Raw genomic sequence first — 24654 nt, 5'->3', positions numbered from 1 at the left:
GGATAACGATCCCGGCTCTCGCTGACGCTCGGCCGGGATGACGAGGCCCGGACTGTCGTCCCGGGCAAGCGGCGGCAGCCGCGCGACCCGGGACCGTTTGCAGGACGGGGTGCCTTATCTGGATAACGATCCCGGCTCTCGCTGACGCTCGGCCGGGATGACGAGGCCCGGACTGTCGTCCCGGGCAAGCGGCGGCAGCCGCGCGACCCGGGACCGTTTGCAGGACGGGGTGCCTTATCTGGATAACGATCCCGGCTCTCGCTGACGCTCGGCCGGGATGACGAGGCCCGGGCTGTCGTCCCGGGCAAGCGGCGGCAGCCGCGCGACCCGGGACCGTTTTGAGCGTGTGCTTTTCGGCGAACGGTCCCGGCTCGGACGCTTCGCGTCCGTCCGGGACGACGTCTCAGGGGTTGGTCAAGATCTTGCGATGATCTCGCGCTCGTCGCGATGGACCAATGCGGTGAGCGCCGGGCGGCCGGGCTTGCGCCGCATCAAGGCGCGCGGGCGGCGCTTGACGTGGGCCGAGCGGCGGCGGCGGCGCGGCACGGCTGGGGTCACCACCAGGGCGCCGAGCCGGGACATCGGCTCGCGCCACGCCCCTTCGCCGTCGCCGACCAGCATCGGGCAGCCGAGGCTCTTCGACCACGCCTGCCAGTCAGCGATCACGTCGTCGCAATCGCCGGCCGCCGACAGCGTCACCGACAGCGCCGGGTCGCGGTGCGCCAGCACCACGGCGATGTTGCCGTAAGAAGGCGCCGGGCCGGGCTCGATGCGCACCACCACGCCGAGATAGCTCTCGATCGGCACGTTGAGCCGCATCCGGATGCCGGCCACCGCCCGCCGGAGCACCACGCGGTTGCGGTCGATCTCGATGTCGCGCACCCGTCCATCGGCCGTCGGGTCGGCCGCGGCGAACCGCGCAGGCAATGCGAAGGGATCGACCCATGACGTACAAGTGGCGCCGGCGGTTGCACTTCCGCCGAACTCGGTTTGACGCTTCATTGCACTCCTCGCCGAGTTATTATTTGCTTCAATTGACGAGAAGACTGCCACTGCGAGTTCGCCACCCGCTTAAGAAGATGGGTTAATCAAACCTAAGCTTTATCCTCTTGATTCTCATGCTTGATGAAAGCTTTCCGTGGCCACGGGCCGCCCGCTGGCGCCCCCGCCGGCCGCGACAGCTCCGCCCCGGAAGCCCCCGCCCCGGAAGCCCCCGCCACGGCAGAGCCCCGCCACAACCGCGCCGTCACGGCACCCCTGCCGGCCACAACCACCCGGTCATCGCCGGGACAAGCCCACGGCTGTCCGGCACGGACAGCCGTGGGACAAGCCCGGCGATGACGGAGCTTTGGCGTCAGGCGATGAACTTGCCGCGTTGCGTGTAGTGGGTGTGCAGGAGCTGGTGCGCCTCGTGCCCGGCCGGCCCGCCGAGCAGGAACTCGCTGTAGAGCTGCAGCACCGCCGGGTTCTCGTGCGACTTGCGCACCGGCGCGCCGCGGTCCTCGGCATAGATCGCCTTGGCGCGCGCCGCCCGGATCTCGGCATCGGTCGGGATCGGCTGGCCGCCGCCGCCGAGGCAGCCGCCCGGACACGCCATGAACTCGATGAAGTGGCACTGGCTGAACGGCCCGCCGGCCTTGATGTCGTCGAGCACCTTGCGGGCATTGGCCGTGCCGTGGGCGACGCCGACCTTCAGCGTCGCGCCCTTCAGCCAGTTCCAGTCGGGCACGAGGTGCTTGAGAATCCCCGGCACCTCGCCCACCTCGCCGATGGTGAGCTCGGCCATGCGCGCGCCCTCGAAGCCGCGCAGCGGCACGATGTCGGCGTGGTCGTAGAAGTTCTCGACGGTCTTGCCGGTGACCAGCTCGATGACGGTGCGGATCGCCGCCTCCATCACGCCGCCGGTGGCGCCGAAGATCACGCCCGAGCCGGTGGCCGAGCCGAACGGCGGGTCGAAGTCCGACTTCGGCAGCTTGGGCAGGTCGATGCCCGCCTCCTTCACCATCTTGGCGAGCTCGCGGGTGGTCAGCGCGTAGTCGACGTCCTTGAAGCCGCTGGAGACCATCTCCGGCCGGTTGGCCTCGTACTTCTTGGCGGTGCACGGCATCAGCGACACCACCGCGATGTCGGCGGGATCGATGCCCTTCTTCTGGGCGTAGTAGGTCTTGATCAGCGCGCCGAACATCTGCTGCGGGCTCTTGGCCGTCGACAGGTGCGCCAGCATGTCCGGGTTGAAGTGCTCGATGTATTTCACCCAGCCCGGCGAGCAGGAGGTGAACATCGGCAGCATGACGGCGGGATCCTTCTTCACCAGCGCCTTGTAGAGCCGCAGGATCAGCTCGGTGCCCTCCTCGATGATGGTGAGGTCGGCGGTGAAGTTGGTGTCGAACACCCCGTCGAAGCCGATGCGCCGCAGCGCCGAGTTCATCTCGAACGTCACCGGCGTGCCGGGCTCAAGCCCGAAGCATTCGCCGATCGCCGCGCGCGGCGCCGGCGCGGTCTGGATCACCACGTGCTTGGAAGGATCGTCGAGCAGCGCCCACACCTCGTCGGTCTGGTCGAGTTCGCTGAGCGCGCCGGTCGGGCAGCGATTGATGCACTGGCCGCAACTGATGCAGATCACCGACGCCAGCGCCTTGTCGGCGAAGGTCGAGACCTTGGACTGCGCGCCGCGCCCGTCGAGGGTGAGGCAGCCGACCTCCTGCAGCTCGTTGCAGGTGCGCACGCAGCGGCCGCACAGCACGCACTTGTTCATGTCGCGCACGATGGTGCCGTTCGAGCGGTCGATCTCGTATTTCGGCTCGGTGGTGCGGCCGAACTTGAGGCCGTCGACGCCGTATTCCTGGGCCAGCGCCTGCAGCTCGCAATTGCCGTTGCGGGCGCAGGTGTAGCAGTCGCCATAATGGTTGGCGAGCATCAGGTCGATGATGTGGCGGCGCGCCTTGCGCACCGCCTTGGTGGTGGTGTTGACCTTGATCGGCTGGGTGATCGGATAGGCGCACGACGCCTGCAGCGCGCGCGAGCCCTCGACCTCGACCACGCACACCCGGCACACCCCGGCCGGCGCGAGGTCGGCATGGTGGCACAGCGTCGGGATGCGGACGCCGGCCGCCTCGGCCGCGGCGAGGATGGTGGTGCCGCTCGGCACCGTGACCTCGATGCCGTCGATGGTGAGGGTTACCGGCGCGGCGTTGGGATCGACGGCGGGATGGCTGTGGGCATGGCTGCGCGGGGCGCGCGCGGAGCTGGTGGCGGCCGGGCTGGCGTTGTGGCTTGCGGTGTCCATGGACTTGATCCTCCGGCGTCAGTGTTGGCCGACCATGGGACGCGCGAGAATTTCGTCCCGGAAGTGCTTGTTGATGGCGATCAGGATGTTGGGGCTGAGCTGGCCGAGGCCGCATTTGGAGGCGACCTGGATGGTCTCGCACAGGCTGATCAGCTCGTTGAGGTAGCGGCTCGAACACTTGCCCTGGCGCAGCGCGCGGATGCCTTCGAGCAGCTTGACGTTGCCGTCGCGGCACGGCGTGCACTGGCCGCAGGATTCGTCGACGAAGAACTCGAAATAGTTCTCGGCGACGTCGAGCATGTCGCGGTCCTGGCCGTAGACGATCACCGAGCCGCCGATGCCGAGATCCTCATAGGCGAGGCGGCGGTCGAACTGCGAGGCCGGGATCAGCATGCCGGAATAGCCGCCGACCTGCACCGCCTTGGCGTTACCGCCGCCGACCGTCTCCAGCAGCCCCTCGACGGTGATGCCCCACGGCAGCTCGTAGACGCCCGGGCGCGTGCAGTCGCCCGACACGCTGAACAGCTTGAAGCCCTTCGAGCGCTCGGTGCCGATCGACGAGAACCACGCGGCGCCGCGCGCCAGGATGCAGGAGATCGAGGACAGCGTCTCGACATTGTTGACCACCGTCGGCTTGCCGTTGAGGCCGACATCGATGGGGTAGGGCGGGCGGTTGCGCGGATGGCCGCGCCGGCCTTCGAGCGACTCGATCAGCGCGGTTTCCTCGCCGCACACATAGGCGCCGGCGCCCATGTGGATGCGGATGTCGAAGTCGAAGCCGTCATGGCCGAGGATGCTCTTGCCCAGGAGGCCGGTCTGGCGGCGCGCCGCCAGCGCCGCCTCCAGCTGCGGCTTGAGGAAGGTGTATTCGGCGCGCAGATAGATCACGCCCTCGCGCGCTCCCACCGCATAGGCGGCGATCGTCATGCCCTCGAACACCACGTCGGCGAAGCGGCTGAGCAGGATGCGGTCCTTGAAGGTGCCGGGCTCGCCCTCGTCGGCGTTGCAGACGATGTATTTGAGGTCGCCCTTGGCGGCGGCGGCGAGCCGCCACTTGGTGCCGGTCGGAAAGCCGGCGCCGCCGCGGCCGCGGATGCCGGAGGCGGCGACTTCGCTGACCACCTCCGGCGGGCTCATCGCCAGCGCGTTGCGCAGGCCGGCCTCGGCCTCGTGGCTGGCATAGGTGAGGGCGGACGAATAGGTCTCGCCGATCTTGCCCACCGTCGGCCGGTGCGAGCGGAAGCCCTGCAGGCAGTCCTCGATGATCAAATGGGCGCGCTGCGGCGTGAGGTTGGAGAACACCTCATTGTTGATCATCATCGCCGGCGCCTGGTAGTTCATGCCGATGCAGCTCGTCCATTCGAGCGTGAACATGCCGTCGGGCGTGGTCTCGCCGAACTTGATGCCGAGGTCGTTCTCGAGCTGGCGCGCGACGATCTTGGCCCCCTTCATCATCGACGACATGTCGCGGCTGAGCCGGATGATGAACTTGCCCTTCGGCGCGGTGTTGATGAACTGATAGAAGGTGGCGACCGAATAGACGTCGGCGGCGTGCAGGCCGAGCACGTCGGCGATGTGCTGCAGCGCGAACTGCGACACCTCGCCATAATCGCGCTGCACCGTCTGCAGGATGGGAATCAGGGCCGAGCGATTGCGGGAATGCGTCTCGGCGAGCTGGGAAATCTGCGCCTTCTGCTTGTCCTGTTCCGTCAGCAACATGGCATGTCTCCACCGCCGGAGGGCACCGGCGCTACAAGGTCGTTTCGTCCAGACCGGCGGGGGAGAGCGGTCCGTTGGCGTTGGGGTCGTGTGGCGTGTCGTCTGGTCGAGCGAACGGCGCCGCAACGCATGCGGGCGACGCCGCAACGGCCGCGTCCGCCGTCGCAACGGCCTCATCCGGCGCCGCAACGACCGCGTCCGGCGCGGGCCCGGCGGGCAATGCGTCGTCGCCCGGCCCGATGCTTTCGGCGGTGCGGTCGCGGCTGCCGTCGACCGGCCATCGGACCAGGCAAGGGGAGCCGAAGCCCGCGGCGCGAGCGGCGGGCCGGGCTGGCGTCAGCCCAGGCGCCATCGTTGCCGCGGCGCGCGCCGCCGGCCCAACCTGTTGTGTTGTCGCGTCATTTCCCCCTCTCGCTCGCTATGCTGGTCCCGGGGGAGAGGCCAGCGGTCGCCGATGCCGAGCAATCTGTTGCGGCGGTGATTACATTTTTGCAGGTGCGAAAAGTCAATGGAAATATGCTGCCCGGCGCAGGTAAGACGCATGATTTCATCTCCGCGCCAAGGACCTCGCGCCAGATCTCAAAGGGATACGTCTGTATTTGCGAGTTGATGGCAGAATGATTTTCAAGACCAGCCAGCCGCCGGATCCCGCGGCCGCGCGCGCACCACGGCACGGCGCGTGGCGGGCGGCCCGTGCCGTTGAGCCACATCGCCCCTTGGGGCATAATCAGTGGTTGTCAACGGCGGTTGGTTTAGAGCACTCTCCGCAGAAGCGGATACCGGTCTTGCGAAAGAGAATGCGACAGATCAAAGACCTAGAGCATTCTCCGCAAAAGTGGGAACCGTTTTTGCGAAAGAGAATGTGACAGATCAAAGACCTAGAGCATTCTCCGCAAAAGTGGGAACCGGTTTTGCGAAAGAGAATGCGACAACTCAGAGACTTGAGCATTCTCCGCAAAAGTGGGAACCGGTTTTGCGAAAGAAAATGCGACAACTCAGAGGCTTGGGAGGCAAACACTTGAGACGCATCCGCTTGGGTCAGTCGGATCGGCGGAGGCCCTAGAAGGAGACTGAAAGACGGATTCTCGTTTTCCGCGCCGTCTTAACCTCTCGGCGAGCTTGCGATGCTAGGGTTTGGCTCGGGTTTGTGTGAGACGCCTGCCTTTGCCCCGGACCATCCGGGAGAGATGCCGGGACCGGCAGGACCCGGCGCTGCGTCAAGAAAACAAGTGAGGAATCAATGTCCTGGCTGAAACGTATCCGCTCGAAGGCCGCGGTCTGGGCACTTGCCCCGGCCCTGGCGGGCGCCGTGGCGGTGAGTTCGCCCGTCGACGCCTGCACCAGCTTCGTCATCCGCACAACCGATGGTGGCGTCATCTACGGGCGGACGATGGAGATGGGCTTCCTGCTGAAGTCCGCGGCCATCGTCGTGCCGCGCAATTTCGCCTTCACGGCCACCGGCCCCGACGGCAAGCCCGGCGCCATGACCTGGACCAGCAGGTACGCCGCCGTTGGCCTCAACGCCTTCGACATGCCGGTGCTGGTCGACGGGCTCAACGAGAAGGGGCTCGTCGGTGGCGCGCTGTATTTCCCGGATTATGTCGGCTACGCCGACCCGGCCAAGGCCAACCCCAAGCATTCGCTGGCACAATGGGATTTCCTCACCTGGGCGCTGACCAGCTTCGCCTCGGTCGCCGAGGTGAAGGCGGCGCTGGCCGGAATATCGGTGATCGGGGTCAAGGATCCCAATATGGGCGTGGCGCCGCCGCTCCACTACACGCTGCACGACGCCTCGGGCGCCGCGGTGGTGATCGAGCCGGTGGACGGGGTGCTCAAGGTTCACGACAACCCGTTCGGCGTGATGACCAATTCGCCGACGTTCGACTGGCACCTCAGCAATCTGCGCAACTATGTGAAGATCTCGCCCACCAATGCCCCGCCGCTGCGGGTCGGCGGGCAGACGGTCGCGCCGCTCGGCCAGGGCTCCGGCCTGCTCGGCATTCCCGGCGACCCGACCCCGCCCTCGCGCTTCATCCGCGCGCTGGGCTACGCGATGTCGGTGCAGCCCAAGGCCGGCGGCATGGAGAGCGTGCGGCTGGCCGAGCACATCCTGAACAATTTCGACATCCCGCAGGGATGGGTGCGGCCCGACCAGGGTGACGCGTCGGTCATGGAGTTCACCCAGTGGTCGACCATCGCCGACCTCGCCAGCCTGCGCTACTACGTCAAGACCTATGACGACCAGGTGCTGCGCGCCATCGACCTGCCGAGCTTCGATCCCCTTGCCAAGAGGATCCTGTCGACACCGCTGACCCCGGCCCCGGCCGCGCCCGAGCTGGTGTTCTCGAAGAAGCCCTGAGCCCCGCGGGCGCGAAGCATGACGCGTGATATCAACGGCCCTTGAATTTGACCCGCCGTCGTCATGGCCGGGCTGTCCCGGCCATGACGCCTTTGATTTCAAGCGCGTTTAAGACCAAGATTTCAAGCGCGTTTAAGACCAACGGCCGCGAACGCGGACCGTTGGTTCCGCTCGCGGATTGTCGCGAAATCTCTGATTTCCAGTTACTGCCCAGGTACCCCAACCTATTGAAAAGTCGTCATGTTTTTTCGGGGGGCGAGCCAAACAGGGCGATTTTTGGCCCGTTTCCCGCATGTTTCCGGACGGCGTATGGCACTGGCGCCTTATATTTCAATGAGTTAGCGCTCCGCAGGGTACCTGGGCAGTAACGATTTCCAAAAAGAAAATCCGCAAGTGTCAACGGCCCAACGCGTCAGCGTCTGGGGCCGTTGATATTAAGCCATTGATCTCACGCGGCAGACTCAGATCCGTGAGTCCCGCTGGGTCCGTGAGTCCCGCCGGGTTGCAGGGAAGGGGCCTCCGGTGAGGCCCCGCCATTGAGGGCGGACTGCAACCCAGGCGATTGGCTGGCGGCGGGGGACGGTATCGGCGCGCGCGCCGCCGATCGCCGAAAGCGCAACGCATAATTACAACATCGCTTAAGGTTAAATCACAGGTTGGCGGATTCTGTCGCCTCTGTGACTTTTATGCACTAGCCGGCCTGCAACGGCTAAGGGAAAGTGCCGCCCACTGATTGAACATTCGGCGCCATGCAACCGCGATTCGCCGCTGTTCGGTCATTGAGGAGGGCAACCATGAAACGTAGTTTCCTTGGCGCTGGGGTGGTGCTTGCCGCGGCGTTCGTCATTCAGCCGGCGGTTGCGGCCGACCTGGGCACCCGTGTCTACAAGACGCCCATCGAGGCGCCGCCCACATGGACCGGCTTCTATGTCGGCGCTGGCATTGGCGGCGCGGCCGGCACCTATGATCTGGCCGGCGGCACCTATCCCGGCTACGGCGATGTGTCCGCCGAGCTGAACGGCCTGGGCGCCCAGGGGTTCCTGTTCGGCCTCAATGCCGGCTTCGACTACCAGTTTTCCCAGCAGTTCGTGATCGGTGCCTTCGTCGATTACGACTGGCACAACGAAGACGTCAAAGCGTCGGCCTCGGCGTCCTACATCGACTGGGAGGGCGAGGAAGCCAGACGGCGCACCGCAAGCGGCCAGGCGAAAACCGATGTCAACGGCCAGTGGTCGGTCGGCGTCCGTCTCGGATACTTGTCGTCGCCTGCCACGCTCTGGTATCTGTCGGCCGGATACACCAATCTCAGCATCGATGACTTGGAGGCGAGCGGCACCCTCGGCTTCGGCAACGGCACGTTTGTGGTCGGCATCCCGGACTTCGACGGCTGGTTCGTCGGCGTCGGTGCCGAATCGAAGCTGACGAACAACATCTCGTTGAAGGCGGAGTATCGCTATTCGTCGTTCGATACGAAGGACCTCAGCCTGCCTGCGATCAACGGGTTCAATCTGAACGACGCCCTCTACGCGACCCTCGAGCCGACCGTTCAGACGTTCAAGCTTTCCGTGAACTACCGGTTCAATTCCTGGTGATGGAATAGATTCCAGTGTGGAATACCAAGAGGGCCAGCCGATGCTGGCCCTCTTTTTTGTGGATATGATGGCGAGTTACAGCAAAAGATCTCAAAACCGGAGTGACGCGCGCGGCCTTCCCCCGATGGACCCTTCAGCCCGGCCCAGAACGGGCCGGTCCTCGACCGGATTGCGGCGATGAGCGAGAGCAAAGCTGGCGCGAGGTCACGGTTCGCCGCTCAGTCTTTTAGATCGTCGGGCACCTTGCCGCCATTGTCCGCAAGCTTCTGCATCACCTGCTTGTGCAGCCAGACATTCATCGCAGCGGAGCCGTCCGGATCGCCGGGATAGTGCAGCTCCCTGGCCAATTCCTTGCGGGCCGCCAGGCTGCTGTCGAGATCGAGGAGCTTCAGCAGGTCGACGATCGAGCGGCGCCAGTCGAGCTTCTCCGTGGTCTGGCTGGCCAACGCCGACAGGACCGCCGCGACGTCGACTGAAGCCGTCGCCGTCGCCGCTGCGGACGCAGATGCCGGGGCGGCGCTGGCGGCCGACGCCGCCGGCGAGGCCGGTTTCGCCGGCGTTGCGGCGACTTCGCTCGCCTTGGCCCGGCCGAAGATCGACGACACGATCTTGTCGAGTATGCTCATCTCCATCCTCCGTGTTGAGGCTCGTCACTCACTGCAAACGGGATCCCGCAAGCCTGTCGGAACTCGTCTTGCCGGCCGGCAGATGCGCCGCCGGCGCGCTTATACCGGCGGCCCTCGTCTTTGATTGGCCCTCGTCAGGGCCGGGCTCCGTCCCGGCCATCCACGTCTTTGTTTCAAAGGACGTTTCAAGTCGTGATGCCCGCGCAGGCAAATTCATGCAGCCTGCACAAGCTTGGCTGCAATCACGGGCATGACGCGTCATGTCTTGCGGCCCTTGGTATCTTGCGGCCCTTGGTATTAAGCATTCTCCGCAAAAGTGGGAACCGGTTTTGCGAAAGAGAACGCGACAACTCGAAGACCCAAGCATTCTCCGCAAAAGTGGGAACCGATTTGCGAAACAGAATGCGACAACTCGAAGACCCAAGCATTCTCCGCAAAAGTGGGAACCGATTTGCGAAACAGAATGCGACAACTCATTACTTTAGAGCGTCCGCCTGGTTCGATCAGATCAGCGAACGCTCTGGGTTTCCAGCGTGCCGTCGGGGCTTGCCTTGTCGACGGCCTCCGGCAACTGGTCGGCCAGGAACTTGGCGGCCGCGTCGAGCGGCAAGCCGAGCTTATCTCCGAGCTGCTTGATGTAACCGCTGCCGAGCGCCTCGCGGATTTGGTCGGCGGAGATGGGCAGGTTGGCTCCCGTTCCGAGCCATGACTGCACCTGCTCGGTGAGGCCGCTCTCCTGCAGCTTGGTCACCACGCCCTGCAAATCACGGAGGCTGGTCTTCGCCAAAGCCTCGGTGATCATCGGCGGGATGCCGTCCGGTCCCGTGCGATTAATGACGCCCTGCAGGGCATTTCCGACATCGTCGAGGAATCCCATGGGCATCTCCTCCGCAAGTCATGACGCGAGGCGTGTCGCCATTCAATACATTATACCATACTATAAAAGCGGGATGGACATCGAGCGTCAAAATGCTTCGACGTGTTGTTGAATCTCTGGCAAAGCCGAGCTTAAGGTCTTCGGGCTCCAGAAAAGTTGGAGTGTATCCGTTTTGACTGCTCCAGGAACGTAATGTGCCGCAAACCATCGCCGGCGGAGGGGGAAATCCATGAAAAATGCGCTGGTGGCCGCGATCGCTGCGATGATTTTGGCCGCGACGGGCGTTCCAGGCGCGACCGCAAAGGGTGTTCGCCAAGTCGATGTCCAGTTCGCGGCCGGGGCCGCCTCCGCGTCCTTCAAGGGCAGCGTGAAGGGTGACCGCAGCGCGCAGTACCGGCTTGAGGCCAAGGCCGGCCAGACCCTGTCGGTCAGCCTGCGCGCGCGCAACGCCAGCGCCAATTTCAATGTACTGGCCCCCGGCAGCGATACGGCCATGTTCATCGGTCAGGTCTCGGGCAGCGACTTCTCGGGCGTCCTGCCGGTGGACGGCGTCTATGTCGTCGATGTCCATCTCGTGCGCGCCGCCGCACGCCGCAACGAGGGAGCCGACTTCGCCATCGACTTCCGGATCGACGCTGGACAGGGTGGTTCCGCCGGACCGGACGGGAGCCCTGCCATGCCGCCCGTCCCGCAGCCCGACTTCGCCGACAGCTATGGCGGTGGGCCGGACTTCTGGGCCGTGATGGGGCTTGTGGCCGGCGACACGCTCAAGCTTCGCGCCGAGCCTTCGGCGCAGGCGCAAACCATCCTCCAGCTCGGCGAAGGCGCCGTGGTGCGCAATTTGGGGTGCCGGCCCATCGACGGCGCGCGCTGGTGCCGTGTCCAGCTCACCGGCGACGCCGACGCGGCCGGCTGGGTGGACGGCCGCCATCTCCGGGAGGCCGCAGCCCCCGCCGGGCCGCAGGACGCCCGGGTGGCGGACACGCTTTATCATGCGACCGGTCAGATCCCGTGCAGCTTCAAGGGCAACGACTCGGTCCGGGCCTGCGATTTCGGCGTCGTGCGCAGCGGCAAGGGCGTGGCGACCGTCGATGTGACCTTGCCGGACGGCTTCAAGCGCACGCTGCACGTCAGCCACGGGCAGGTCACGACCAGCGCCGGCACGGTGACCACGCGGCGGGACGGCGACGACACCCTCGTCACCGTCGACGACGCCGAGACCTTCGTGCTGCCCGACGCCCTCGTCGATGGCGGCTGATCCGTGGTGGCCGATCGATCCGAATCCGAGAGATCGCGTCACAAATTGCATTGCGCCGGCCGGCGTATTTGGGGACGATCGCGGCGACACGACCAAGCGTTGCAAAAACGGAACTGCAGATCGAGCCGTCTCGATTGTCGACAGGAGGATGCCCGTGAACGCAAGGAAACTCGTGGCCGAGATGATCGGCACGTTTTGGCTCACCTTTGGCGGCTGCGGCAGCGCGGTGATCGCGGCGGGCTTTCCGGAGGTCGGGATCGGCCTCGTCGGCGTGTCGCTCGCGTTCGGCTTGACCGTGCTGACGATGGCCTATGCCATCGGTCACGTCTCCGGATGTCATCTCAATCCGGCCGTCACCGTGGGGCTCGCGGCCGGCGGACGGTTTCCGGCCGGCCAGGTCGTTCCCTACATCCTTGCGCAGGTCGTTGGTGCGGTGATCGGCGCCGCCGTCCTCTATGCGATCGCGAGCGGCACCGCCGACTTCAGTCTGGCCAAGGGCTTCGCCGCGAACGGATTTGGCGATCACTCGCCGGGCAAGTACGGCCTGGTCTCCTGCCTGCTCGCCGAAATCGTCCTCACCATGATGTTCCTCTTCATCATCATGGGGTCGACCCACGGTCGGGCGCCGGCCGGGTTTGCGCCGATCGCGATCGGCCTCGGGCTCACCCTTATCCACCTCATCAGCATTCCGGTGACCAACACCTCGGTGAATCCGGCCCGGAGCACAGGACCGGCCTTGTTCGTCGGCGGTTGGGCGCTGGCGCAGCTATGGCTGTTCTGGGTGGCGCCATTGGTCGGAGGCGCCATCGGCGGCTTGCTGTATCGCTGGCTCAGTTCCGAGCCGTCGGCCGACGTGACGGGCGACCCGGCCAGGATCAGACGCTGATCCTCCTCGCAAGCGCGCGCGGCCCCGCTGGCCGATGCGGCCGATCTGGCGGGGCCGGCGGGAAGCCCTCAGTGCGAGATACGAACGGCCCCAGACGCTGACGTGTGGGGCCGTTGGCTCTCGCGTATTTTCTCATCCGAAATCAAAGATTTCGCGAAAATCCGCGCGCGGACCAACGGCCAGCTTTCGCGGCCGTTGGTCTTGCACAGGACCGCTGGCCTCGCGCCGGATCATCAGCCGTAACCGTGGCAGGCTCCCGGGCAGCGGGTTGGCGCGAGGGCTGGCGAGATCGGCGAGCGGCGGCACGGGCCGGGACGGGCGCCTTTGATGCGGAGGTGCTGGCCGAGACAGGCGAAGAACGACAGGCCGAGCTTGCGGCAGGTCTTCACCGGGCCGGGCAGAGCGAGAGCGTCGCGGCCAGCGCCGCTCATGGTGCCGCCGGAGATTTTCGGCGATCAGAGCACCGAGCGCTCTGTTCCCCAAACGCTTGGGCGTTGGGGAACAAGGGGAACAAATTAGATTCATGATAATAACGTCACATGACACACAGTTATTTGGCATTCATTGATGAGTCGGGCGATGATGGGCTTGAAAAATTCCGCGAGCCGGCGCACGCGGTGGGTCGTCGTCCTGGTTGATACTTTCGGCGTGCCTCTTCCGCCAAGTTCACCGACTTGATGCAGTAGCTTGGCGCGATGAGATTTCCGCAAGGATGCCCGAAAAGAAGAGTCGTGCACTGCACTTTGTGGAGCTAAATCACAGTCAAAGAGTTGTCGCCGCTCAAATAATTTCTACGAAGCCACTTCGAGCAATGAGTGTGATTGCAGCAAAACGACCAATTCCTCAGGGGATTTACGCCAATAAGAACCAATTTTATTTCTATATGACACGCTACCTTATAGAGCGTCTATCATGGCTGTGCCGCGACCTTCGCCCGCGCGTGCCCGAAGGTGACGGTCGCGTTGCAATTACATTCTCTCGTCGTGGCGGGATGTCCTACGAAACGTTTCGTGAATATTTGCGTCGCTTGAAAGCGCTGAATGATCCTGAGATAAAAATTCACTGGCCAGTTATCGACATTGATGGTGTTGATGCGCAGGATCACTCAAGAAGCGCTAGCCTTCAGTTGGTAGATGCTATCGCGTCATCGTTTGCTTGCGCGGTCGCGCCTAACCCATATGGTAATTGTGAACTGAGGTATGCAGAGATATTGAAGCCTATTACTTATCAGAGGAAGGGGAACTACCTTTCATATGGCGTGAAGGTGGTTCCGAAACCGGAGGAATGCGGTCTTACCGATGAACAAAATCGACTGATCGACCTGTTTAAATGAAAGCGGCAGCCCCCCGGCCCATGATTGCGATTTCTCGCCTGCAATCTTGCGAATGCTCTGGGTAATTCCGGCGCATGGCTGCCATTGATTAAACTAGCGACTCTCTCCGAAAAATCAAGAAAAATCAGACTCTTGTGCAGAGCTAGCTTAAGCGGCTGTGTCCCTTTTGGTTTTATCGCTCAAGCCATTCTCAGCTTCAACTCCTGGTCCCGCAACCGCTCTCGGGATGAACTCGACGCTGGCAGCGCCGAGGTCGAGGAGGCCGCGCGCGATGCCGCCGATTGAGCCTACTCTGCTGCCTCTGTCGCCCTGTGTCGTGCGCGCTGTCCCTCGCGGTCGGCATCATTATCGGCGAAACGCCGCTGCCCGAGGCGGAGGGCTTCTACGTCCGGCGCCGCTGATCCTGCCTGGCATCGCCACGCTGGAGTCGCCTTCGGACGGCTCTTTCGTTCTGGGGGGAAGCGAGGGCTGTGACTTTCCGCCGTTACCCGCAGCGATACCCCAAAGGGAACGCGCCTTAGGGACGCCGGAAGGCGCTCATCTCAACAAGCTGACTATGCGGAATTTAGTGGTGCCCAGGGGCGGAATCGAACCACCGACACCGTGATTTTCAGTCACGTGCTCTACCAACTGAGCTACCTGGGCGCCGCACCGCTCCGGCTCAAGGCCGGTCGCTGCGAAGTGGGCGGGTTATAAGGGCAGGTTTTCGCCATGTCCAGACGCTGTTCGGCGGATCGTGTGCATCGTGTGACAGACACTGGGGAGGGGCGAGCCGGCCCGTGCCGCCGCATTCTCCGCCACCGGCGGATCCGCTGGCGTTCCCGCCCGCCGGCGGCGGCCTATATGATGGGCCATGACCGCCGCCACGCACCTTGCCGCCGATCCGCCCTTGTCCGCTGCCGGGGCTCAGCCCGCCCGCACCATCGTGCTCGACATCTCCGGCATGACCTGCGCCGCCTGCTCGGCGCGGGTGGAGCGGGTGCTGGCCCGCCTGCCGGGCGTCACGGCCGTCAGCGTCAACCTGCCGCTGGAGCGCGCCGATGTTCGCGTCGCGCCCGGCGGGCCGGACGAGAAGGCGCTGGCCGAGGCGGTGGAGGGCGCCGGCTTCTCCGCCACCCCCCGCCTGCGCGATGCCCAGGCCCGGAAGCTGGCCGAGGCCGAGCGCGAGGCCCGTCGCCTCGCCGACGAGCGCCGGACGCTGCTCGCCCTCATCGTCTCGGTGGTGCTGACGCTGCCGCTGGTGGCGCCGATGGTGCTGGCGCCGTTCGGGCTCAACCTGCACCTCGGCCCCTGGACGCAGCTTCTCCTGGCGACGCCGGTGCAGGTGCTGGTCGGCGCCCGGTTCTATCGCGGCGCCGCCAAGGCGCTGCGTGCCGGCTCGGCCAATATGGACGTGCTGGTGGCGCTCGGCACCTCCGCCGCCTACGCCTTCAGCCTGTGGATGATCGCGCTGCATGGCGAGCATGCCACCGGCCACCTCTATTTCGAGGCGGCGGCGGCGGTCATCACCTTCGTGATGCTCGGCAAATGGCTGGAGACCCGCGCCCGGCGCGGCACCACCGAGGCGGTGCGCACGCTGATGACGCTGCGCCCCGAACGGGCGGCGGTGCTGCGCGACGGCGTCGAGCGCGAGGTCGGCATCGAGGCGGTCGCAGGCGGCGATCTGGTGGTGGTGCGCCCCGGCGCCCGCATGCCGGTCGATGGCATCGTCGAGGAGGGCACGAGCGAGGCCGACGAATCGCTGATCACCGGCGAGAGCCTGCCGGTGGCCAAGCGGCCGGGCGACCGCGTCGCCTCCGGCGCGCTCAATGGGGCAGGGCGGCTCTTGGTGCGGGCGGTGGCGGTTGGCGAGGACACCACGCTTGCCCGCATCACCCGCCTGGTCGAGGCAGCCCAGACCGGCAAGGCGCCGGTGCAGCTTCTGGTCGATCGCGTGGCGGCCGTGTTCGTGCCGGCGGTGGTGGCGATCGCGCTCGCCGCCATGGCCGGCTGGCTCATCGGCGGTGCCAGTTTCGAGGAGGCGCTGATGACCGCCGTCTCGGTGCTGGTGATCGCCTGCCCGTGTGCGCTGGGGCTGGCGACGCCGGCCGCGCTGGTGGCCGGCACCGGTGCTGCGGCGAAGGCCGGCATCCTGGTCAAGGACATCGAGGCGCTGGAGCGGGCGGCGAGCGTTGATACCGTGGTGTTCGACAAGACCGGCACGCTCACCGAAGGGCGCCCGGCGGTGACCGACGTCTTTGCCGCCGATGGCGACGAGGCCGGGCTGCTGGCTGTCGCAGCCTCATTGCAGGCAGCGAGCGAGCATCCGCTGGGCCGCGCCGTGGTGGAGGCGGCGCGGGCGCGCGGCCTCGCGCTCCAGCCGGCCACCGGTGTTGCCGCCGCCATCGGCCGCGGCCTGGTGGGTGAGGTTGCGGGGCAGGCGGTGGCGATCGGCAATCGCGAACTGATGGCCGAGCGCGGCATCGATCCGGCGCCGGTCGCCGTGGCGCTGGCGCGGATCGAGGGCCAGGCCCGCACCGCCGCCATCGTCGCGCTCGATGGGACCGCGCGCGGCGTGCTCGGCTTCGCCGATCCGCTGCGCCCCGGCGCCGCCGAGGCGGTGGCTGCGCTCAAGGCCCGCGGCCTCACCGTGCGCATGCTGACCGGCGACAATCCGGCGGTCGCCGCGGCCATCGCCCGCGAGGCCGGGCTCGACGGATTCGATGCCGAGGTGAAGCCCGAGGGCAAGGCGGCGGCGCTGGCGGCGCTGGAGCGGGAAGGCCACCGCGTCGCCATGGTCGGCGACGGCATCAATGACGCGCCGGCGCTGGCCGCCGCCACGCTCGGCATCGCCATGGGCACCGGCACCGACGCGGCGATTGCCGCGGCCGGCGTCACCTTGATGCGGCCCGATCCGCGCCTCGTGCCGGCGGCGCTCGACATCGCCCGGCGCACAGTGGCCAAGATCCGCCAGAACCTGTTCTGGGCGTTCATCTACAATGTCAGCGGCCTGCCGCTGGCGGCGCTGGGCTTCCTCACCCCGGCGCTGGCGGGGGCGGCGATGGCGATGTCCTCGGTGTCGGTGGTCTCCAACTCGCTGCTGCTCAAGCGCTGGAGAAGCGGGCTGTGATGGGGGCCATCGTCCCGGCGAGCGCAGCGAGACCCGGGACCGCGTGCCGGAAAGGGACCTCTTTCTGAAAACGATCCCGGCTCTCGCTGACGCTCGGTCGGGATGACACCCGGAGGGAACGATCCCGCGCGGCGTTGCCGCTTGCTCGGGACGACGAGGCTCCCTACGGCGGGCTCGACAGCCGCAATGTTATAGTATAACAGTGACACCCGAATTGCCCGGACCGTTCATGAGAGTGCACCGCCACCATCGCGCGCATCGCCGTCCCGTCTCCCTCGCCCCCTCGCTGCTGCGCCTGTCGCTGGCGGCGCGGCTCGGTGTGGCCGGGGTGCTGGTGGCGGCGATCTGGCTCGCGGTCGTCGGGGTCCTGATCGGGTGAGCGGGGACGCACCATGCCGGCCTTGACCTTTCGCACCCTCACGCTCGGCTATGAGCGCCACCCGGCCGTCCACCACCTTGATGGCTCGGTGGCCGAGGGCGAGCTGCTGGCGGTGGTCGGCCCCAATGGCGCCGGCAAGTCGACCCTGCTCAAGGGCATCGTCGGCGCGCTGAGGCCGCTCGACGGGGTCATCGAGCGCGGTGGCGTCAAGGCGCGCGACATCGCCTACCTGCCGCAGATCGCCGAGATCGACCGGTCGTTTCCGATCGCCGTCTACGACATGGTGGCGATGGGGCTGTGGCGCCGCGCCGGCCTGTTCGGCGCCATCGCCGGCACCGATCGCGCACGCATCAAGGCCGCCATGTCGGCGGTGGGGCTGGCGGGATTCGAGAACCGCACCATCGGCACGCTGTCGGGCGGGCAGATGCAGCGCACGCTGTTCGCGCGCCTGCTGCTGCAGGATGCGCGCCTCATCCTGCTCGACGAGCCGTTCACCGCCATCGACGCCCGGACGGCGGCCGACCTGCTCGCGCTGATCAAGCGCTGGCACGGCGAGCGCCGCACCATCCTCGCCGTGCTGCACGATCTGGAGACCGTGCGGGCGCACTTTCCCACCACACTGCTGCTCGCCCGCGAGCCGGTCGCCTGGGGTCCGACGCCGCAGGTGCTGACGCCGGACAATCTGCTGCGCGCCCGCCACATTACCGAGGCGTGGGACGACGAGGCCGGCGTCTGCGAGCGCGCGGCGTGAGACGCTTCTTCCTTCCCCTCTCCCCTTGCGGGAGAGGGTGGCGAGGATTGAGCGGAGCGAGATCCGAGCCGGGTGAGGGGGCAACGGAGTTCAAGCTCGCCGTTACCCCTCACCCGCCCTCACTTCGTTCGGGCACCCTCTCCCACAAGGGGAGAGGGGAAGGAAGAAAGCGGCTTCGCCGCGCCCAGTCCTATCTGATCGGTGACTATGCTCCACGACCTTCTGATCGCGCCGTTCCAGGATTTCGAGTTCATGCGCCGCGCGCTGGTCGGCACGCTGGCCTTGGCGCTGGGCGCCGCGCCGGTCGGCGTGTTCCTGATGCTGCGGCGGATGAGCCTTACCGGCGATGCCATGTCGCACGCCATCCTGCCCGGCGCGGCGGTGGGCTTTCTGGTGGCGGGGCTCGACCTGTTCGCGATGACGCTGGGCGGCCTCGTTGCCGGCGTGGTAGTGGCGGTTCTCGCCGGCCTCGTCGCGCGCGGCACCGAGCTGAAGGAGGATGCCGCGCTGGCGGCGTTCTATCTGGTGTCGCTGGCGCTCGGCGTGGTGATCGTGTCGCTGCGCGGCTCGAATGTCGATCTGTTCCACATCCTGTTCGGCAGCGTGCTGGCGCTCGACGACGCCGCCATGCTGCTGCTTGCGTCCGTCGCCTCGCTGTCGCTCGTCACGCTGGCGGTGATCTGGCGGCCATTGGTGATGGAGTGCGTCGATCCCAATTTCCTGCGCTCGGTGTCGGGCGCGGGCGGGCCGGTGCACCTCGTCTTCCTGGCGCTGGTGGTGATGAATCTGGTCGGCGCCTTCCACGCGCTCGGCACGCTTCTGGCGGTCGGGCTGATGATGCTGCCGGCGGCGGCGGCACGGTTCTGGGCGCGCGACATCACCGCGCTTGCCGCCATCGCCGTCCTGGTCGGCATGGTCTCGGGCTATGCCGGACTTCTGGTCTCCTACAACACCGAGCTGCCCTCCGGCCCCTCGATCATCCTGGTGGCGGGCGGCATCTGCCTTGTCTCGATCTTCATCGGCCCGGTCGGCGGCATCCTCCGCCGGCTGATCCCGGCCCGTCACCTCGAAGCCTGACCCCCAAAAGATCCCGATGCAGGAGAATGCGATGCTCGACCGACGCTGCGTGCTTCTCGCCTCCGCCGCCCTGCTGCTGGCGGCCGTTCCCGCCGCCGCCGAGGACAAGGCGGATCAAGCAGCCAGCCCGGCCAGGATCAGGGCCATCGCCAGCTTCTCGATCCTCGGCGACTTCGTGAAGACGGTCGGCGGCGACCGGCTCGACGTGACGACCCTGGTCGGCCCCAATGGCGATGCGCACGTCTTTGCGCCGTCGCCGGCCGACGCCAGGACGCTGGCCGGCGCGGATCTGGTCTTCGTCAACGGCCTCGGCTTCGAGGGCTGGATCGACCGGCTGGTGAAGGCGTCCGGCACCAAGGCGACGCTGGTTGTCGCCACCAAGGGCGTGAGCCCGCTCAAGTCCGAGCACGACGAGCATGGCGATCATGACCACGACCATGATCATGGTCATGATCACGGCCATGCCGGCCATCACCATGGCGCGTTCGATCCGCACGCGTGGCAGTCGGTCGGCAATGCAAAAATCTACGTCGCCAATATCCGCGACGCGCTGAGTGCGGCCGATCCGGCCGGCAAGGACGTCTACGAGGCCAACGCCAAGGCCTATCTCGACAGGCTCGATGCGCTGGAGGTGGAGGTGACGGCGGCGATCGCCCGCATTCCGGCCAATCGGCGACGCATCATCACCTCGCACGAGGCGTTCCGGTATTTCGAGAAAGCCTATGGCATCGCGTTCGTGGCGCCGACCGGCGTCTCGACCGAAAGCGAGGCGTCGGCCAAGGCGGTGTCGAGGATCATCGCCCAGATCAGGAAGCAGAAGATCCCGGCGGTCTTCCTGGAGAATGTCACCGACCCGCGCCTCGTCAAGCGCATCGCCGACGAGACCGGCGCGAAGATCGGCGGCACGCTCTATTCCGACGCCCTGACCGCGGCGGACGGCCCGGCGCCCACTTACATCGACATGATACGCCATAATATAGAAGCTCTGACCGGCGCGCTGGCCACGAGCTGACCGGCCCAGCCGGCGCAAGGTTGCGCTTGACGGACGACGCCTGTCGCGCTCTTCCCTCTCGATGAGAGGGGAGGGCGCGTATGCCCGCCTCGTCCCCGATTTGCCCCCGATTTTTGGAAGCCCCGATGTCCGACAAGGTTCCCGTCACCGTCCTCACCGGCTATCTCGGCGCCGGCAAGACCACGCTGCTCAACCGCATCCTCTCCGAGCCGCACGGCCAGAAGTTCGCGGTCATCGTCAACGAGTTCGGCGAGATCGGCATCGACAACGACCTCGTGGTGGGCGCCGACGAGGAAGTGTTCGAGATGAACAATGGCTGCATCTGCTGCACGGTGCGCGGCGACCTGATCCGCGTCATCGACGGCCTGTTGCGCCGCAAGGGCAGGTTCGACGCCATCCTGATCGAGACCACCGGCCTCGCCGATCCTGCGCCGGTGGCCCAGACCTTCTTCGTCGACGACATCGTCTCGGCCAAGACGCGGCTCGACGCGGTGGTCACGGTGGCCGACGCCAAATGGCTGTCGGCCCGGCTGAAGGATGCCCCGGAGGCCAAGAACCAGATCGCCTTCGCCGACGTCGTGCTGCTCAACAAGACCGACCTCGTGTCCCCGGACGAGCTCGCCGAGGTGGAGGCGCGCATCCGCGGCCTCAACCCCTACGCCACGCTTCACCTCACCCAGCGCTGCGCCATCCCGCTCGACCGGGTGCTCGGCCGCGGCGCCTTCGACCTCGACCGCATCCTGACGCTGGAGCCGGGCTTCCTGGAAGCTGAGGAGGAGCACGCGCACGGCGAGGGGTGCGGCTGCGATCACGACCACGCGCACGATCATGGCGAGGGCTGCGGCTGCAAGAATGGCCAAGATCACGGCCAAGATCACGGCCACGACCAAGATCACGGCCACGACCATGCGCACGGCGAGGGTTGCGGCTGCAAGCACGATCACGCCCATCACCACGAGCACGGCAAGGACTGCGGCTGCAGCGAGCGCGACGAGGCCGGCCGCATCATCCACCGCCACGGCGGGCTGAAGCACATTCACGACGAGGAGATCGACTCGGTCGCGCTCGAACTCGAGGCGCCGCTCGATCCCGAGAAGTTCTTTCCCTGGATCCAGAATCTGGTGGCGGTGGATGGCCCGAGCATCCTGCGCTCGAAGGGCATCCTGTCGTTCAAGGACGACCCCGACCGCTTCGTGTTCCAGGGCGTGCACATGATCCTCGACGGCACCCACCAGCGGCCGTGGAACGATGGCGAGCGGCGGACGAGCCGCCTCGTGTTCATCGGCCGGAAGCTCGACCGCGCCAAGATCGAATCCGGCTTCTCCGCCTGCGTCGCGGCGTGACCATGACGGCCAATCCGGGCACCCCGCCGACCCCTTCGGTGGCCGACCGCGTTCGCCACCTCACACCGGGCGACACGGTCACCGCCTGCGGCTTCCTCGGCGAGACGCCGGTGCTGGTGCTCGCCGAGGGCGGGATCCTGTTCGCCAGCACCGACGAGCGCCGGGTGGCCGCGCACCCCGGCGGGGTGATCCTGTGCGCCGCCTGCGACGGCAGCCGGTTGCTGACCGGCGGCGACGACGGCCGCGTGGTGGAGACAACCGCCGACGGCACGGCGCGCGAAGTGTTCTCCGGCAAGGCCTGGATCGACACGGTGGCGCTCGGCCCGGCCGGCGCGCGGGCGTGGTCGGCCGGCAAGACCGTTCATGCCGACACCGGCAAAATCGAGCCCGGCAAGGGGGCCCCGAAAACCTTCGCCGCGCCCTCGACGCCCGGCGGCCTCGCCTTCGCGCCCAAAGGGGTGCGGCTGGCGGTATCCCATTATGGCGGGGTGACGCTGTGGTTCCCCAACGCCGCGACCAAGCCGGACGTCCTGGACTGGAAGGGCTCGCATTTGCCGGTGACCTGGAGCCCGGACGGGCGCTTCGTCGTCACCGCCATGCACGAGCCCCAGCTCCATGGCTGGCGGGTGGCAGACGGCGCCAACATGCGCATGTCCGGCTATCCCGGCCGGGTGCGCTCGATGAGCTGGACCGCCACCGGCAACGGCCTCGCCACCGGCGGGGCGACGGCGCTGATCGTCTGGCCGTTCGCGGCCAAGGACGGGCCGATGGGCAGAGAGCCGGCGATATTCGCGGCGGGCTCGAGCCGCATCGCGGCGGTGGCCTGCCACCCGACCACCGAGATCGCCGCCATCGGCTTCGAGGACGGGCTGATCCTGCTCATCCGCCTCTCCGATGGCGCCGAGATCCTGGTCAGGCCGCCCGGCGCCGGCCCGGTGAGCGCGCTCGCCTGGGCTGGCAAGGGGGCGGCCAAGGGGGCGGCGAAGGGGGCCGGCAACGCATCGACCTTGCTCTACGGCACCGAGGACGGCGCGGCGGGCATCTTGACGCTGTAGCGGCGGGCGGGGGAACATTCCGCCCGGCTTCTCGTCATGCTGGTCGAGTATCAGGAGGCCGCCATGGTCAACCGCCTGTTCGCCCTCGCCGTCGGCGCCGCCTGCGCCATCGCGCTGGCGCAGTTTCCCGAGTTCGCCCAGCAGTACAGCCAGCGCCTCGGCGGCCGGCTGGACGAGCTGCGCGGCTTTGCCGAGCGCTTCGATGCCGACGCCGCCCGCGCCGGGCTGACCCGCGAACAGGGGCTGGCCGAGTTCGCCAAGCCGGGCTCGACCTTCCTGCGCGACCGCGGCGACGACGCCGCCTTCATGATCCACCGCTTCGAGGCGTTCCAGGCCACCAAGACCGCGCTCGACACGGCGGCACCGATGGAACGGCTGGCGGTGTTCGTGCGCACCTATGACCGCGAGGTCGGGCGCGCCGCCTTCGCCGATTTCCGCCCGGCGGTACCGGCCACCATCGAGGGCGCGGTCCATGCCGGTGCTGGTTTCGTCATCGGCGTGGCGCTGGCGTCGCTGATCTTCGGGGCGGGACGCCGGCGGGTCGGCGCCTGGCTCGGCGGCCGGTCCCACCCGCCCGCGGCGACGGGGGCGTGAGCACGCCGGCTCCCGGTGCCCTTTCGGGATCGCGGAGGCCGCGGGCCGAGCTCCGCTAGAGCATTTTCCGCACAAGTGGATACCGGTTGTGCGAAAGAAAATGCGACAAACCAGAAACTTAGAGCGTCCGATCTGATGCAGTCAGATCGGATCACGCTCTAAAGGTGCTGCGCCGCGAAGTTTCCAGCGGATTCGATTCGCGATACCGCCAGCCGGACCAACCGAAAACTGTAAATTGCCCTACCGTACCCTTCAAGGTGGAGTCGGGTTGCCGGGAGCGGCAGCATGGCTGTTGCGGTTCGGCAACAGCAGTTTGTAAAGTTCAAAACAAGGCGATTTTTGCTCATTTATTAGGCAACTGCCCGCTGTTTATCCTTCCTCTGCGTGCGTTGGATTTGTCACAAATGGTGCGACGCTTCGTGGGGGCTGGGGCCTCGCCGCGGAGGAAGCAGGGGATGAGTATCATGATGAAGACCTTCACAACGCTGACGGCCGCTGCCGCCGTCCTGCTGGCCGCGAGCGCGGCGAATGCCGCCGATCTGCGGGCCCAGAGCAAGACCATCGAGGTGCCGCCGCCGCCGTCGATCTTCGACATTGCGTTCGGCGCTGCGCTGTCGTCGAACTACCTCTTCCGCGGCATCTCCCAGTCGAACAATGAGCCGTCGGTGTCGGCCTATTTCGAGCCGCGCTTCAACTTCACGCCGAACTTCCAGGGCTACGTCGGCATCGCCGGCGCCAGCATCGACTTCCCGAACCGCGCCGCGGCCGAGATCGATCTCTACGGCGGTATCCGCCCGACCTTCGGCAAGCTCGCCCTCGACATCGGCGGCATCTACTACTGGTATCCGGGCGGCGAGTGCTACGACACTTCCAACCCGGCGTGCACCTGGGAGTGGAACAAGTACGGCGTCGCCACGCTGGCCAAGGAAGATGCCAGCTTCTTCGAAGTCTACGGCAAGGCCAGCCTCGCTCTGACCGATGCCTTCAGCATCGGCGGCAACATCTACTACACCGACTCGTACGTGAACACCGGCGCCGAGGGCATCTACTACTCGGGTGTCGCCAAGTACGTCTTCCCGACCTTCGCGAACGGCGTCGGCGTCTACGTGTCCGGCGAAGTGGGCTACCAGGATCTCGGCACCACCGACGACTTCTACGGCTATGTGTCGCTGCCGTCCTACACCACCTGGAACGCGGGTCTCGGCTTCACCTACAAGGTGTTCACGCTCGACCTGCGCTATTCGGACACCGACCTGAGCAAGACCGACTGCTACCTGATCACCGGCGACTTCGGGGCCAACGACCTCGGCCAGTCCAAGTGGTGCGGCGCCACCTTCCTGGCCAAGCTGTCGGTCGACCTCACCCTCGACAGCCTGAAGTGAGCGAAGGCTTCGTTCA

The 24654-nt window shown here is 66.5% G+C and carries 20 protein-coding genes and 1 tRNA gene; 14 read left to right on the top strand and 7 right to left on the bottom strand.

Annotated elements, in window-relative coordinates; all coding sequences use genetic code 11:
* Window positions 1-414: 414 nt before the first annotated feature.
* From F1193_RS13150 to F1193_RS13140, 3 genes are all read right to left on the bottom strand, one after another.
* Window positions 415-1002 (bottom strand): DUF6101 family protein, encoded by a 588-nt coding sequence (locus F1193_RS13150; RefSeq protein ID WP_150098267.1) that lies wholly within the window; start codon window positions 1000-1002, stop codon window positions 415-417.
* 352 nt (window positions 1003-1354) lie between these two features.
* Window positions 1355-3286 carry an NADH-dependent [FeFe] hydrogenase, group A6 gene (locus tag F1193_RS13145; RefSeq protein ID WP_150098266.1) on the bottom strand — a complete coding sequence of 644 codons (1932 nt, stop codon included), beginning with the start codon at window positions 3284-3286 and terminating at the stop codon, window positions 1355-1357.
* Between the two features lie 18 nt (window positions 3287-3304).
* Window positions 3305-5005 carry an NAD(P)H-dependent oxidoreductase subunit E gene (locus tag F1193_RS13140; RefSeq protein WP_150098265.1) on the bottom strand — a complete coding sequence of 567 codons (1701 nt, stop codon included), beginning with the start codon at window positions 5003-5005 and terminating at the stop codon, window positions 3305-3307.
* Window positions 5006-6245: 1240 nt separating this feature from the next.
* On the opposite strand from F1193_RS13140, the gene F1193_RS13135 reads away from it, so the two are divergent.
* Together F1193_RS13135 and F1193_RS13130 are read left to right on the top strand one after the other, a co-directional pair.
* On the top strand, window positions 6246-7364 hold the full coding sequence (locus tag F1193_RS13135; protein WP_150098264.1) for a choloylglycine hydrolase family protein: 1119 nt from the start codon (window positions 6246-6248) through the stop codon (window positions 7362-7364).
* Window positions 7365-8158: 794 nt separating this feature from the next.
* Window positions 8159-8956: an outer membrane protein gene (locus F1193_RS13130; RefSeq protein ID WP_170263631.1), complete on the top strand. Its 798-nt coding sequence runs from the start codon at window positions 8159-8161 to the stop codon at window positions 8954-8956.
* A gap of 218 nt (window positions 8957-9174) precedes the next feature.
* Here F1193_RS13130 and F1193_RS13125 read toward each other — a convergent pair whose 3' ends face one another.
* Together F1193_RS13125 and F1193_RS13120 are read right to left on the bottom strand one after the other, a co-directional pair.
* On the bottom strand, window positions 9175-9582 hold the full coding sequence (locus F1193_RS13125; RefSeq protein WP_150098262.1) for a DUF3597 domain-containing protein: 408 nt from the start codon (window positions 9580-9582) through the stop codon (window positions 9175-9177).
* Window positions 9583-10090: 508 nt separating this feature from the next.
* Entirely contained in the window at window positions 10091-10459 is a 369-nt protein-coding gene (locus F1193_RS13120) for a YidB family protein (RefSeq protein ID WP_170263629.1), read from the bottom strand.
* Window positions 10460-10688: 229 nt separating this feature from the next.
* On the opposite strand from F1193_RS13120, the gene F1193_RS13115 reads away from it, so the two are divergent.
* Window positions 10689-11717 carry an SH3 domain-containing protein gene (locus F1193_RS13115; protein WP_150098260.1) on the top strand — a complete coding sequence of 343 codons (1029 nt, stop codon included), beginning with the start codon at window positions 10689-10691 and terminating at the stop codon, window positions 11715-11717.
* Between the two features lie 148 nt (window positions 11718-11865).
* Window positions 11866-12603 carry an aquaporin Z gene (aqpZ, locus tag F1193_RS13110; protein WP_425457239.1) on the top strand — a complete coding sequence of 246 codons (738 nt, stop codon included), beginning with the start codon at window positions 11866-11868 and terminating at the stop codon, window positions 12601-12603.
* Between the two features lie 233 nt (window positions 12604-12836).
* Here the strand turns inward: aqpZ and F1193_RS13105 are convergent, their stop codons facing one another.
* Window positions 12837-13034 carry a hypothetical protein gene (locus tag F1193_RS13105; RefSeq protein WP_150098258.1) on the bottom strand — a complete coding sequence of 66 codons (198 nt, stop codon included), beginning with the start codon at window positions 13032-13034 and terminating at the stop codon, window positions 12837-12839.
* 281 nt (window positions 13035-13315) lie between these two features.
* Here F1193_RS13105 and F1193_RS13100 point away from each other — a divergent pair, with 281 nt between their 5' ends.
* Window positions 13316-13936: a hypothetical protein gene (locus F1193_RS13100; protein ID WP_170263626.1), complete on the top strand. Its 621-nt coding sequence runs from the start codon at window positions 13316-13318 to the stop codon at window positions 13934-13936.
* A 569-nt stretch (window positions 13937-14505) separates the two neighbouring features.
* Here the strand turns inward: F1193_RS13100 and F1193_RS13095 are convergent.
* Window positions 14506-14581 (bottom strand) — tRNA-Phe (locus F1193_RS13095).
* 208 nt (window positions 14582-14789) lie between these two features.
* Between F1193_RS13095 and F1193_RS13090 the strand changes: the two genes are divergently transcribed.
* The 9 genes from F1193_RS13090 to F1193_RS13055 all read left to right on the top strand — a co-directional run bounded on the left by F1193_RS13090 (window position 14790) and on the right by F1193_RS13055 (window position 24638).
* A complete protein-coding gene (locus F1193_RS13090; protein WP_170263624.1) occupies window positions 14790-17045 on the top strand; it encodes a heavy metal translocating P-type ATPase in 2256 nt (751 codons plus the stop codon).
* 229 nt (window positions 17046-17274) lie between these two features.
* Window positions 17275-17424 (top strand): hypothetical protein, encoded by a 150-nt coding sequence (locus tag F1193_RS17130; RefSeq protein WP_170263622.1) that lies wholly within the window; start codon window positions 17275-17277, stop codon window positions 17422-17424.
* Between the two features lie 13 nt (window positions 17425-17437).
* Window positions 17438-18175: a zinc ABC transporter ATP-binding protein AztA gene (gene aztA, locus F1193_RS13085; RefSeq protein WP_150098256.1), complete on the top strand. Its 738-nt coding sequence runs from the start codon at window positions 17438-17440 to the stop codon at window positions 18173-18175.
* 207 nt (window positions 18176-18382) lie between these two features.
* Window positions 18383-19252 (top strand): metal ABC transporter permease, encoded by an 870-nt coding sequence (locus F1193_RS13080; protein ID WP_150098255.1) that lies wholly within the window; start codon window positions 18383-18385, stop codon window positions 19250-19252.
* 31 nt (window positions 19253-19283) lie between these two features.
* Complete coding sequence (locus tag F1193_RS13075) at window positions 19284-20264, top strand: metal ABC transporter substrate-binding protein (protein ID WP_150098254.1); 981 nt, start codon at window positions 19284-19286, stop codon at window positions 20262-20264.
* A gap of 125 nt (window positions 20265-20389) precedes the next feature.
* On the top strand, window positions 20390-21607 hold the full coding sequence (locus tag F1193_RS13070; RefSeq protein ID WP_150098253.1) for a CobW family GTP-binding protein: 1218 nt from the start codon (window positions 20390-20392) through the stop codon (window positions 21605-21607).
* A gap of 2 nt (window positions 21608-21609) precedes the next feature.
* Complete coding sequence (locus tag F1193_RS13065) at window positions 21610-22662, top strand: WD40 repeat domain-containing protein (RefSeq protein ID WP_150098252.1); 1053 nt, start codon at window positions 21610-21612, stop codon at window positions 22660-22662.
* A gap of 36 nt (window positions 22663-22698) precedes the next feature.
* Entirely contained in the window at window positions 22699-23256 is a 558-nt protein-coding gene (locus tag F1193_RS13060) for a DUF2937 family protein (RefSeq protein WP_150098251.1), read from the top strand.
* A 455-nt stretch (window positions 23257-23711) separates the two neighbouring features.
* Entirely contained in the window at window positions 23712-24638 is a 927-nt protein-coding gene (locus tag F1193_RS13055; protein ID WP_342781823.1) for a TorF family putative porin, read from the top strand.
* The last annotated feature ends 16 nt before the right edge of the window (window positions 24639-24654 follow it).

This window comes from Blastochloris sulfoviridis (assembly GCF_008630065.1).
Classification (GTDB): Bacteria; Pseudomonadota; Alphaproteobacteria; order Rhizobiales; family Xanthobacteraceae; genus Blastochloris; species Blastochloris sulfoviridis.
This window is presented reverse-complemented; position numbering and strand designations above follow the sequence as displayed.

Coding starts and splice junctions, on each gene's coding strand:
- F1193_RS13150 (WP_150098267.1), bottom strand. CDS start 1,002: ATGAAGCGTCAAACCGAGTTCGGCGGAAGTGCAACCGCCGGCGCCACT.
- F1193_RS13145 (WP_150098266.1), bottom strand. CDS start 3,286: ATGGACACCGCAAGCCACAACGCCAGCCCGGCCGCCACCAGCTCCGCG.
- F1193_RS13140 (WP_150098265.1), bottom strand. CDS start 5,005: ATGTTGCTGACGGAACAGGACAAGCAGAAGGCGCAGATTTCCCAGCTC.
- F1193_RS13135 (WP_150098264.1), top strand. CDS start 6,246: ATGTCCTGGCTGAAACGTATCCGCTCGAAGGCCGCGGTCTGGGCACTT.
- F1193_RS13130 (WP_170263631.1), top strand. CDS start 8,159: ATGAAACGTAGTTTCCTTGGCGCTGGGGTGGTGCTTGCCGCGGCGTTC.
- F1193_RS13125 (WP_150098262.1), bottom strand. CDS start 9,582: ATGAGCATACTCGACAAGATCGTGTCGTCGATCTTCGGCCGGGCCAAG.
- F1193_RS13120 (WP_170263629.1), bottom strand. CDS start 10,459: ATGGGATTCCTCGACGATGTCGGAAATGCCCTGCAGGGCGTCATTAAT.
- F1193_RS13115 (WP_150098260.1), top strand. CDS start 10,689: ATGAAAAATGCGCTGGTGGCCGCGATCGCTGCGATGATTTTGGCCGCG.
- aqpZ (WP_425457239.1), top strand. CDS start 11,866: ATGCCCGTGAACGCAAGGAAACTCGTGGCCGAGATGATCGGCACGTTT.
- F1193_RS13105 (WP_150098258.1), bottom strand. CDS start 13,034: ATGAGCGGCGCTGGCCGCGACGCTCTCGCTCTGCCCGGCCCGGTGAAG.
- F1193_RS13100 (WP_170263626.1), top strand. CDS start 13,316: ATGCCCGAAAAGAAGAGTCGTGCACTGCACTTTGTGGAGCTAAATCAC.
- F1193_RS13090 (WP_170263624.1), top strand. CDS start 14,790: ATGACCGCCGCCACGCACCTTGCCGCCGATCCGCCCTTGTCCGCTGCC.
- F1193_RS17130 (WP_170263622.1), top strand. CDS start 17,275: ATGAGAGTGCACCGCCACCATCGCGCGCATCGCCGTCCCGTCTCCCTC.
- aztA (WP_150098256.1), top strand. CDS start 17,438: ATGCCGGCCTTGACCTTTCGCACCCTCACGCTCGGCTATGAGCGCCAC.
- F1193_RS13080 (WP_150098255.1), top strand. CDS start 18,383: ATGCTCCACGACCTTCTGATCGCGCCGTTCCAGGATTTCGAGTTCATG.
- F1193_RS13075 (WP_150098254.1), top strand. CDS start 19,284: ATGCTCGACCGACGCTGCGTGCTTCTCGCCTCCGCCGCCCTGCTGCTG.
- F1193_RS13070 (WP_150098253.1), top strand. CDS start 20,390: ATGTCCGACAAGGTTCCCGTCACCGTCCTCACCGGCTATCTCGGCGCC.
- F1193_RS13065 (WP_150098252.1), top strand. CDS start 21,610: ATGACGGCCAATCCGGGCACCCCGCCGACCCCTTCGGTGGCCGACCGC.
- F1193_RS13060 (WP_150098251.1), top strand. CDS start 22,699: ATGCTGGTCGAGTATCAGGAGGCCGCCATGGTCAACCGCCTGTTCGCC.
- F1193_RS13055 (WP_342781823.1), top strand. CDS start 23,712: ATGAGTATCATGATGAAGACCTTCACAACGCTGACGGCCGCTGCCGCC.